Genomic DNA, 10377 nt, shown 5'->3' with positions numbered 1-10377 from the left:
GCCGGTGTAGCTCAGTTGGCTAGAGCAGCTGATTTGTAATCAGCAGGTCGTGGGTTCGAGTCCCTCCATCGGCTCAATATTTTAATCGTCCTTTTAGGCAATCTAAATTGCCGGTGTAGCTCAGCTGGCTAGAGCAGCTGATTTGTAATCAGCAGGTCGTGGGTTCGAGTCCCTCCATCGGCTCAAAAGCTTCCTATTCTTAGGAAGCTTTTTTGCTTTTACCTCTTTCCTATCCCGTAAATCAACTAGATGCTGTAAGCACCTGCCCCAAAAATTGACACTTTACGACTATTTATTAAAATAGCACTGTATTTATTTGTTATTCGTTGCAAAAGATTGTTTAAATTTAGAATCATGTAACAAGAGTGTAATTCTCTATTGACTAAGTATTCTAAACTATGATATCCTTGTTTTTCGAATCAGAATGGATTATTTATTGGGAAGTGGTCTACTTCATAATCGCAATTCTCGTTGCGATTCGAATTATCTATGATACGGATTCCATCTCGAAAACCCTAGCCTACCTATTGCTAGTTTTTTTCGTGCCTATCTTTGGAATCATCTTTTACTTCTCCTTTGGTATCAACTACCGAAGAAGAAAGATGTATTCTAAAAAACTAATCGCCAACGATAATTATGGAGAGCGCTTGTACAAACGCCTTAGTGAGATCCATCTCGATTTAAAACAACAAGGGCATCCCATCATTGATAAACATCGCTCTTTTGTGAACCTATTGTCTAATTCCATCGTAGGTGAAGGACCTCTTCTAGTTGATAATGATGTGGAGCTCCTGCAAAATGGAGAAGCCTTTTTTCCGCGTTTACTCGAGGATATCAAAGCAGCAAAACACCATATTCACCTTGAGTATTACATTTATGAAAATAATGAAATAGGTAGAGAAATCGCCGAATTGCTAAAAATTAAAGCCAAAGAAGGAGTGGAGGTACGCTTTATTTACGACGATTTTGGAAGTAGAAGCATCCGCAAAAATATAGTCAAAGATTTACGTGCAAATGGTATACAAGCCTTCGCGTTTAACAAGATTATTCTTCTGGCTTTAGCCAATCGACTCAACTACCGCAATCACCGTAAAATCGTGGTGATAGACGGACAAATTGCCTATACAGGGGGGATAAATATATCCGATCGCTATGACAATAGCAGAAAAGCAGAAAACGACTTCTTTTGGCGCGATACCCATATCCGTATAGAAGGGAGTGGCGCTTATGGATTGCAACACGTGTTTTTGACCGATTGGAATTTTTGTAGCAAAGAAAATCTCAGCTTCAGCGCCGATTATTTCCCTAAAATTCACTTGGGTAAACAAAAAACCTTGCCCGTTCAAGTAATCGCTTCAGGCCCCGATTCTGACGTGCCTTCTATTCTATTTAGCGTCCTTCAAGCTATACAGGAAGCTGAACGTGAGATTTGTATTACAACGCCTTACTATATTCCAGATGAATCCCTACAACTAGCTATCAAAATGGCCGTACTTAGCGGAAAAAAAGTCAAATTATTACTGCCAGGAATTACTGATTCTTTGACTGTTAAATTAGCCTCTGAATCGTATTTTCAAGAACTTCTAGAATCCGGAGTAGAAATATTCTTGTATAAAAAAGGATTTATACACGCCAAAACTTGGGTTATCGATTCTGGTATTTGCTCAGTAGGAACCTGTAATTTGGATCATCGCAGTTTCGATTTGAACTTCGAAGTAAATGTTGTACTCTACGATATGGATTTCGCCAAGCAAATGCGCGATATGTTTGAACAAGATTGTAAAGACTCTATTCAACTCAAATTAGAACGCTGGAATAAACGATCAAAATGGCATCGCCTTAAAAATAGCTTTTTGCGCTTGTTGTCTCCTTTACTTTGATGGAACTGCAAACCCAAAACCAAGTCAAGGAATGGTGAATATTAATAAAAAACGCGACCAGAAAATCGGAGTGAATGTTTTCTTTGCGCGTTTTGTCAATAACCGTATTCCAACTAGTAACCATAAAAAAAGGGTTCCTTTTCCAAGGAACCCTTTTTTCGTAATAATTGAAGTCTTGTATAGGAATTTAGAATAATCCTCCTGCACCACCACTTTGTTTTGTGTTGGTATCTCTATACTTTCTTTGCAAGGAACGTCCTTTTCCGCCACCAAATGTATAGTTTACACCAATATACACAGATTGACTTTCCCAAGTGAATTCACCTGTTGAAGGATAAGGATATTTTGTTTTGTACTTGTACGACATCGTATTGAAGATATCGTTGAATCGGAAGCTAATACTTAATTTGTTATTTAGTAAAGCATAGCGCGCACCAGCGTCAATTTTGTACATTTCTTCTGCGTCTGATGTAATTCCGTCAACCCCTCCTCTATAAAATCCAAATAAGTTAAAGCGAAGGTTTTTTGTTGCTTTGAAGTTACTGTTTAAACGCGCATTGAAAGCATTTGCCGTGATATCGCGCAATACAGTATTCATTGTGCCTGTAGCATCCAATTGAGATACAAATCCCGTTTGTTTAATGCTAGAAAAATCGATGGCAGGTTGCATATCCCACCATGGAGTAACAATAATGTTAGCAGAAACTTCAAAACCATAAGCGTCGTTTGATTTGTAGTTGTCAAAAGTCATCAACAAAGCATTAGGGTTATCATTTTCTGGATCGTCGTAGATCACGTGATTAATTTCGTGGTTTATGCGTCTATAGTAAACGCCAGCAGTAATGCTGCTTCTTTTAGCAAATAAGCGCGTATAGTTTAATTCAACAGAATTGGTAAACTGCGGTTTTAGTTCTGGATTTCCTACCATAGTCATTAATGGCGTAGAGAATTGGCGAACTGGATTTGTTTGTCTTACTCCAGGGCGATCAACACGACGGCTATAGCTCACGTTAAACATATCGTTATCTGTAAGGTTATATCCCAAGTAAACAGAAGGATAAAGCGTTACATAATCATCCTTAAACGTTGAGTTTCCATCCAATTTTGAATCCACTCTATAGCTCTCTACTCTAGTTCCTACTTGGTAGTTGAATTTTCCTAAGGTTTGGCCAAATGTCGCATAAGCAGAAAAAATATCTTGATCATACTTATTGTCTATGTGTTTTTGGCTGATTGGAATTAAGGGATTGTTTGAGGTGAAGCTATTATCAGCTCTTGAGATTCGCGCTTCCGCCCCTAGTTCTAATTTCGTATGATCGTTTAATGGATTTACGTAGTCAATGTTTAACGTCGACAAGGTGTTCTCGTCTTTGTTGCCATCTTGATATGGTAAGTCGTTGGCTATTCCCAATTTGGTCAAATAGTCACCGTCCATGTCCGATTTGTTGATGTTGTGATTCATTTCAACATCTAGTGTATGTCCTTTTTTAGCGAATAAGTGTTTATACGCTAAATTGTAGGTGCTGAACGTATTTTTATTGTCGTAAAAGGTTTTTTGAAAAATATCCTCAAAGGATTGATCTGGATAAATAGTTGACGTTTTTAAATCAACACTGTGTTTGTTTGTACTTTGATTGGTGTAAAAAGACAACGTATTTTGATCGTTAATATAGTAATCAACCCCAACCTTATACAAAATATTCTTGTTGGTATTTAGCATATTAATCGATGTTGGCGAAAGAATATCCTCGCGAAACATAGTCCCGTCATTTTTCGATTTTCCGTCAGAATAACTCGCATTTCCAAAAAAGTTTAATTTGCCTTTTCTGTAGTTTAAGTTTAAAGAAGTGGTCGATTGAATATTTTTAGCAATGGTTACACCGCTGTCAATAGAACCATTAAAACCATCAGCTGTATTTTTGTGTAAAACAATATTGATGATTCCCGACATTCCTTCAGGATTGTATTTTGCACTTGGATTCGTGATTAATTCGATGCTCTTAATTGAAGTAGAGGGAATTTGTTTAAGTAATTGCTCTGCCGACATATTTGTTGGTCTTCCGTCTAATAAGATGCGAACATTTTCATTTCCTCTTAAAGAGATCTTGCCGTCTTTATCCACGTTAACAGAAGGGATATTATTCATAATGTCAGAAGCCGTAGCACCAACAGTAGTTAAATCTTTACCCACAGTAATGACTTTTCGGTCAATTTTTTGTTCGATAGTCGATCGTTCCGCTACGATGTTTACATCGGCTAAAGTAGTCGATTCCGCCTCAAGGTATATAGTACCAAGATCGGTAGCACTTTTTAAGGTGATTTCTTTGTGAAAAGGAGTGTAGCCTATAAATTGAATGTCCAAGTTATAGGTGTCAGCGGTAGCCGTAATTGCAAAAGAACCGTTATCTGTAGTCATTCCTCCCGTAATAACAGCATCTCCTTTTTTTAAGGTAATGGTCGCATAAGGAATACCTTCATTAAGTTTTTTGTCAAACACGCGTCCTGATATTTTTACAGAACCTTGGGCGTAGACTCCACAAAGGGAAAGTAAAAAAAACAATAAAGTTAGTTTTGTATTCATTTGATTAGTTGAATTAAGTTTTTTTGTCTACCCTAATAGACTGAGAATCGTTACTTTTGTTACAAGCTAACACCTAAAAAAAATATAAAAAAGAAATGTAATCATTGTAAGGTATTGATTGTTAGTATTTTGATTCTTATTTAGAAAAAATATAAATATATGAGGTATACTGTTTTTTGTGGATCGAGTGCGGGTAGCAAAGTAGAATATATGGCAAGTGCGAAGGCTTTAGGTGCCGCTTTGGCAAAAAAGCAAATTGGCGTTGTGTATGGAGGTGCAAAAGTTGGGTTAATGGGGGCAATTGCCGATGGAGCTTTGTCGCATGGAGGTGAGGTTATTGGCGTATTGCCTCATTTTTTAGCAGATGTAGAATTGGGACATACGGGACTAACGTCGCTCTATCACGTGGATACGATGCACGAACGCAAAGCAAAAATGGATGAATTATCCGATGGGATTATCGCTTTACCAGGGGGATATGGTACCCTAGAAGAGTTCTTTGAAGTTTTGACTTGGGGACAATTAGGTTTGCACAAAAAGCCAATTGCACTGTACAATGTGGCAGGATTTTACAATCCGTTGATGCTAATGATTGATAGTATGGTAGAACAGGGGTTCCTCAAAAAAGAAAATAAAGAAATGATCATTATCTCAGACGATATTGACGCGCTATTACAACAAATGATTCAGTATGAAGCACCAAAAGTAGGCAAGTGGATAGCAAAGGATCAACCAGTCTAACTGTGCTAAAAAAAGATTAAAAACAGTTTTTTTCGGACTTTTTTTCGTATTTTACCTACTCAAGTATGAATAAACGTTAAAAATGGAAAAAAACAATAATAATATAGCGATACTCGTCGATGGCGATAACGCACAAGCAAAATTATTAGAGAATATTTTAGCGGAAGTATCGAAATACGGCAAAGTTACCATTCGCCGTATTTATGGAGATTGGACTACCCCGCAAATGAATAGTTGGAAAGACTTGCTCAATGATTTGTCTTTTTCACCCATTCAAAAATTCAACTATACCTCAGGGAAAAATTCAACAGACAGTTCGTTGATTATTGACGCCATGGATATTTTACACGATAAAATGGTCGATGGTTTTTGTATTGTCTCTAGCGATAGTGACTATACTGGATTGGCGAAACGAATCCGAGAGGAAGGAATTTTTGTGATGGGAATAGGGGAAAAGAAAACACCTAATGCCTTTGTACAGTCTTGTGAGATTTTTACCTATTGCGAAACGTTAACGCCCAAACCTGTAAAAGCAGAAAAGAGTATCAGTCAAGAGAAAAAACAAGTGATAGAAGAGGAAGATGATACTCTTACGATCACCAAAAAAGAAATGCGTTTGATTGATCGCGCTTTTGATATGTCAGTGTATGAAGAAGTAGAAGCGTATATTTCTACTGTAGGTAATAACCTTCGTAAACTAGATCCTAGTTTTGACTCTCGTGATTACGGGTTTAGAAACCTGACTGAAATGTTTAAACACTTAAAAACCTATGAGGTTATCAATAACAATGTAAAAGGGTTGAATCACCCCTTGGTCAAGAAGAAATAAAGAGAATATATCAATAAAAAAGGTCAGCATTGCTGACCTTTTTATGTTTTACGCTATTTGTTTTTTTGCTGTCATATTCTTTATGATAGAAAGCAAAATATAAAGCAAGATAATCAGTGGAATTGCCAAGTAGTGCAGTACAATTAACAAGAGGATTGATGCTGCAACAAATCCCAACTGTAATTTATAAGCCCCTATGTTTTTAGGGTCTATTTTTAGTGAAAACAACGGTAATTCTGCATTCATAATATAGGCACTCAATACGCTGATAATCACTAATACATAGGGATTACTCAAGAAAGAGATCACCGCTTCAGAATTAGTTGTACTAACAATAAGAGGTAAACTCAAAATGAAGAGCGCATTCCCCGGTGTAGGCAATCCGATAAACGAATCTGTTTGTCGGGTGTCAATATTGAATTTCGCTAGTCGATAGGCTGCGCCCAAAGTGATGAGGAAACCGATATACGGAACAATAGCCATGTAGTATGTCTCTGGTGTCAAATTGTATGGCCCTTGAGTTTCCTGAATATTGGCCAATTGTTTGTAAATAATTAATCCAGGAACCACTCCACTGGTTACCATATCCGCTAAGGAATCCAATTGAAGTCCTAATTCGCTTTTTACTTGAAGAATTCGAGCTAAGAATCCGTCCCAATAGTCAAAGAAAATACCAATACACACCCATATAAAAGCCATGAGAATATTATCGTCAAATGCATATATACAAGCGATTAGTCCTGAAAGGAGGTTCAATAAAGTAATGAAATTTGGAATATGTTTTTTCATGTAAGCTATATTTAGGTCTTGATCTAGGTTATAAAGATAAACGTTAATTTCCTAAAGCAAAGGTATTATAAACTTACAAATAATAATATCGTCCTCGCCTTTTAGTTTTTTACTATTTTTACAACTTAGTAAGAATAATAAAAAGATGTTTGTGAAAAAACTAACATTCGGTACATTGCTCTTTTGTGTTGGATTTGCTACCCATGCCCAGAAAGCGAGAAAATATTCCAATGAGTTCTTAAATATTGGAGTAGATGCTGTTGCTATGGGAATGGCAAATAGCGTGGTATCTTCTACGGCCGATGTAAATGCCGTATATTGGAATCCTGCGGGATTAATGCGATTGGAAGACCAGCAAATATCCCTAATGCACGCAAGTTACTTTGCCAATATTGCGCAATATGATTATGGAGCATTTGCGATGCCTTTGGATGAAAAAAGTGCTTTGGGATTTTCGATCATCCGCTTTGGGGTGGATGATATCATGAATACGACCGAACTAATCGATCAACACGGAAATATTGATTATAATCGCATCAGCCTATTTTCCGCGGCAGATTACGCCTTTGTATTGTCTTATGCGCGAAATACACCCATTGAAGGACTAACCTATGGGGTGAATGCCAAAGTAGTACGCCGTGTAATTGGAAAATTTGCCGATTCTTGGGGATTTGGATTTGATGCTGGGATACAATATAAAACCAAGTCCGATTGGATGTTTGGAGTCATGGCTAGAGACATTACAACGACCTATAACATGTGGAGCATCAATAAAAAAGAGTACAGCAAAGTACAAGAAGCCGTAGAGGGGATGAATCAAGAACTACCCGAAACGACTGAAATTACCTTGCCTAAACTGCAAATGGGGGTCTCAAAAAACGTACAACTGTCTCGTGATTTGAACCTGTTAGCAGCCTTAGCACTACACGTAGAATTTGCGGAAACCAATGCGGTAATCTCCAGTGGTTCTATGAGTATGACGCCCTCTTTAGGAGTTGAATTTGGCTATGCCAATTTGGTTTTTGTGCGTGGAGGTGTCGGCAACTTTCAAAATAATAGACAAATGGACAACACCCAAAAAACAGAGTTTCAACCCAATATTGGTGTGGGATTCCACTATAAAGGGATTCAAGTGGATTACGCGCTAACAGATATTGGCGATCAAAGTGCTGCCATCTATTCAAATGTCTTCTCATTAAAATTAGATTTAGGAATTTTTAGAAAATAAAAAGATGAAAAAAATAGTCGCGTTGCTTTTTGCAGTGCTCTTGGTCCAACTAAGCTATGGAAGTCCAACCGAACGAATATTGTCTAACAAAGCAAGAATTAGCGTCTTGACGTGTGGAACAGGAAAAGAGCTCTACGCTTTGTTTGGACATACAGCCATTCGAGTATACGATCCCGCACAGGGGATAGATCGCGTGTATAATTATGGTCTTTTTGATTTTCGAACGCCTAATTTCTACGGTAAATTCGTTAAAGGAGATTTACTCTATTTTGTAGGTTATGACGATTATGAGCGCTTCGTCATGAATTATGCCTATGATAATCGCTCCGTGGTCGAGCAAGAATTAAACCTCTCCCATACACAAAAACAAAAGGTGTGGAACAACTTAAACCAATCGTTAAAAGAAGAAAACCGCTATTATATTTATAAATTTATCGACCAAAATTGTACCACTAAGGTAGTCGATGTTCTAAACGATGTATTGCCAACGCCTGTAGAAATTAGCGTTGAAGGCAATACCGCCACCTATCGAACAATTTTAAATACCTATTTAAAAGATCGCTATTTCGAAATGTTGGGCATTAATTTAATTTTCGGTAATAAAGTCGATCACCCCTCTAATTTGTTGTTTTTACCTGATAAATTTCAATTGGGGTTGACACAGACTAAAAACGCTGATCTACCTTTAGTTCAAGATGAAATTACAGTTTTTCAAGCAGAGCAAACGGAGAACTATGTATGGTGGAATACCTATTGGTTTGCTTCTTTACTCGTGCTTTTTTTGATGGGATTAGCCGTAAATAACGTGGTGCGATCTGTTTATTTCATCCTTTTTGGCTTGTTAGGATGTTTTTTCTTTTTAGTAGGTTTTTATTCTCTTCATGGAGAATTGTTGTGGAATAATGTGGTTTTTTTATGTAATCCTTTGTTGATTTTGATTCCGTTTGTTAAAAACTTAAATAAAATTAAGTCTATATTAGGTATTATTGTTGTCATATTGTTAATTTTATATATTGTATTGAATCTTTATTCAGAAAAATTAATAATAACCTTACCTTTGTACCTGTTAACTCTTGTAACTTTATTTTTGGAATTTAAGCCAGTTTTACAAAATAGAGTGAAGAATAAATAGTAGACTATGTTTTCTTTTTTTAAATCAAAACCTATTTTAAAAGATTTAATTCCCGATAACTATGTGGATATTCACTCGCATTTGATTTATGGAATTGACGATGGTGCCCAAACCATTGAGGATACGCGAACTATTATTAAAGCGATGCAGCAGATGGGATTTGACCAAGCGATTGCTACCCCGCACACAACCCCATTAGTTTGGGAAAATACAAGAGAAGGTATTTTAAATCAGTACAAAAAGGTACAGGAAGAATTACCTACAGAATCAAAAGCAATCGAATTACGTGTCGCTTCTGAGTACATGATGGATGAAACCTTACTGCCTCGCATCGAAAATAAAGAGTTGCTAACGTTAAAGAAGGACTATGTACTGGTGGAGATGTCGTACATGAATCCGCCTATTCAATTGATGGATATTTTGTTTCAGCTAAAGTCAAACGGATACGACATTGTTTTAGCTCATCCAGAGCGCTATAATTTTTACCATCAAAATACAGCTATGTATAAGAAGTTAAAGAAAGCGGGTTGTCTCTTTCAAATGAATTTGCTTTCCGCAACCGGTTACTATGGTAAACACGTTCTAGAAGCAGCTAATTTTTTATTGTCGAATGGATTAATCGATTTCGTTGGATCAGATATTCACCACGAAAAACACATCAAAGGATTTGAAGCTAAAGTAGAGGTGAAGGGAATTGAATTCTTTACCCAAGCGATAAGCAATAATCAAGAATTTAGAAAGTAAAACACATAGATATAAAAAAAAAGCCACTCGTCTGAGTGGCTTTTTTTTTATATGAGTAAGAAATTACTTATCAGTTACTTCTCCTTTTATTCTCAATGGAACTGTTCCATTTTCATAGTTTATCGCATTAGATTCAACCGTAATTGTACGGCTAATTCTACCAATACTCATGTTGTATTTTACATCGATTTTTCCTTTTTTACCTGGCATAATAGGCTCTGTTGGTTTAGAAGGAACTGTACATCCACATGTAGAACGTACGTTTGTGATGATCAATGGTTGATCACCTGTGTTGGTGAATTCGAAGGTACGTAATCCATCGTCTTGTCCTCTAACCACTGTACCGTAATCGATAGTGTTGTTTTCAGCGGCAAATTGAATTTTTGGACCACTTTGAGCGAATGATAAAGCACTAGATAATACTAATGCGAATACTGCTATTAAATTTTTCAT

9 protein-coding genes and 2 tRNA genes are annotated in these 10377 nt (G+C 36.8%); 8 read left to right on the top strand and 3 right to left on the bottom strand.

Annotated elements, in window-relative coordinates; translation table 11 throughout:
- The 3 genes from HX062_RS06950 to cls all read left to right on the top strand — a co-directional run bounded on the left by HX062_RS06950 (nucleotide 1) and on the right by cls (nucleotide 1880).
- A tRNA-Thr gene (locus HX062_RS06950) sits at nucleotides 1-74 on the top strand.
- A gap of 35 nt (nucleotides 75-109) precedes the next feature.
- A tRNA-Thr gene (locus tag HX062_RS06945) sits at nucleotides 110-183 on the top strand.
- A 215-nt stretch (nucleotides 184-398) separates the two neighbouring features.
- Entirely contained in the window at nucleotides 399-1880 is a 1482-nt protein-coding gene (gene cls / locus HX062_RS06940; RefSeq protein WP_182627366.1) for a cardiolipin synthase, read from the top strand.
- 187 nt (nucleotides 1881-2067) lie between these two features.
- On the opposite strand, the gene HX062_RS06935 is transcribed toward cls, so the two are convergent.
- Nucleotides 2068-4461, bottom strand: coding sequence for a TonB-dependent receptor (locus tag HX062_RS06935; protein ID WP_182627368.1), 2394 nt, complete (start codon nucleotides 4459-4461; stop codon nucleotides 2068-2070).
- Nucleotides 4462-4620: 159 nt separating this feature from the next.
- Between HX062_RS06935 and HX062_RS06930 the strand changes: the two genes are divergently transcribed.
- On the top strand, nucleotides 4621-5202 hold the full coding sequence (locus tag HX062_RS06930) for an LOG family protein (RefSeq protein WP_182627370.1): 582 nt from the start codon (nucleotides 4621-4623) through the stop codon (nucleotides 5200-5202).
- A gap of 82 nt (nucleotides 5203-5284) precedes the next feature.
- Nucleotides 5285-6031 carry an NYN domain-containing protein gene (locus HX062_RS06925; RefSeq protein WP_286466894.1) on the top strand — a complete coding sequence of 249 codons (747 nt, stop codon included), beginning with the start codon at nucleotides 5285-5287 and terminating at the stop codon, nucleotides 6029-6031.
- Nucleotides 6032-6079: 48 nt separating this feature from the next.
- On the opposite strand, the gene HX062_RS06920 is transcribed toward HX062_RS06925, so the two are convergent.
- Nucleotides 6080-6820, bottom strand: coding sequence for a CDP-alcohol phosphatidyltransferase family protein (locus HX062_RS06920; protein WP_286466893.1), 741 nt, complete (start codon nucleotides 6818-6820; stop codon nucleotides 6080-6082).
- A gap of 151 nt (nucleotides 6821-6971) precedes the next feature.
- On the opposite strand from HX062_RS06920, the gene HX062_RS06915 reads away from it, so the two are divergent.
- The 3 genes from HX062_RS06915 to HX062_RS06905 are packed head-to-tail and all read left to right on the top strand — an operon-like array spanning nucleotide 6972 to nucleotide 9924.
- The gene (locus tag HX062_RS06915) at nucleotides 6972-8048 is read left to right on the top strand and encodes a putative type IX sorting system protein PorV2 (protein ID WP_182627376.1); all 1077 of its coding nucleotides are present in this window, start codon (nucleotides 6972-6974) and stop codon (nucleotides 8046-8048) included.
- Between the two features lie 4 nt (nucleotides 8049-8052).
- Nucleotides 8053-9180, top strand: a complete 1128-nt coding sequence (locus HX062_RS06910) for a lipoprotein N-acyltransferase Lnb domain-containing protein (RefSeq protein WP_286466892.1) — start codon at nucleotides 8053-8055, stop codon at nucleotides 9178-9180.
- Nucleotides 9181-9186: 6 nt separating this feature from the next.
- Nucleotides 9187-9924, top strand: coding sequence for a tyrosine-protein phosphatase (locus HX062_RS06905; RefSeq protein WP_286466891.1), 738 nt, complete (start codon nucleotides 9187-9189; stop codon nucleotides 9922-9924).
- 63 nt (nucleotides 9925-9987) lie between these two features.
- Here the strand turns inward: HX062_RS06905 and HX062_RS06900 are convergent, their stop codons facing one another.
- Nucleotides 9988-10377, bottom strand: coding sequence for a DUF1573 domain-containing protein (locus HX062_RS06900; RefSeq protein ID WP_286466890.1), 390 nt, complete (start codon nucleotides 10375-10377; stop codon nucleotides 9988-9990).

It is taken from the genome of Myroides sp. DF42-4-2 (genome assembly GCF_030326445.1).
In the GTDB taxonomy this organism is placed as follows: domain Bacteria; phylum Bacteroidota; class Bacteroidia; order Flavobacteriales; family Flavobacteriaceae; genus Flavobacterium.
The sequence above is the reverse complement of the archived record's forward strand: the minus strand, read 5'-3'. Positions and strand labels throughout refer to the sequence as shown.

What these genes read in the sequence shown, in the direction of transcription:
- cls (WP_182627366.1), top strand. Translation starts at nt 399, where the DNA reads ATGATATCCTTGTTTTTCGAATCAGAATGGATTATTTATTGGGAAGTG.
- HX062_RS06935 (WP_182627368.1), bottom strand. Translation starts at nt 4,461, where the DNA reads ATGAATACAAAACTAACTTTATTGTTTTTTTTACTTTCCCTTTGTGGA.
- HX062_RS06930 (WP_182627370.1), top strand. Translation starts at nt 4,621, where the DNA reads ATGAGGTATACTGTTTTTTGTGGATCGAGTGCGGGTAGCAAAGTAGAA.
- HX062_RS06925 (WP_286466894.1), top strand. Translation starts at nt 5,285, where the DNA reads ATGGAAAAAAACAATAATAATATAGCGATACTCGTCGATGGCGATAAC.
- HX062_RS06920 (WP_286466893.1), bottom strand. Translation starts at nt 6,820, where the DNA reads ATGAAAAAACATATTCCAAATTTCATTACTTTATTGAACCTCCTTTCA.
- HX062_RS06910 (WP_286466892.1), top strand. Translation starts at nt 8,053, where the DNA reads ATGAAAAAAATAGTCGCGTTGCTTTTTGCAGTGCTCTTGGTCCAACTA.
- HX062_RS06905 (WP_286466891.1), top strand. Translation starts at nt 9,187, where the DNA reads ATGTTTTCTTTTTTTAAATCAAAACCTATTTTAAAAGATTTAATTCCC.
- HX062_RS06900 (WP_286466890.1), bottom strand. Translation starts at nt 10,377, where the DNA reads ATGAAAAATTTAATAGCAGTATTCGCATTAGTATTATCTAGTGCTTTA.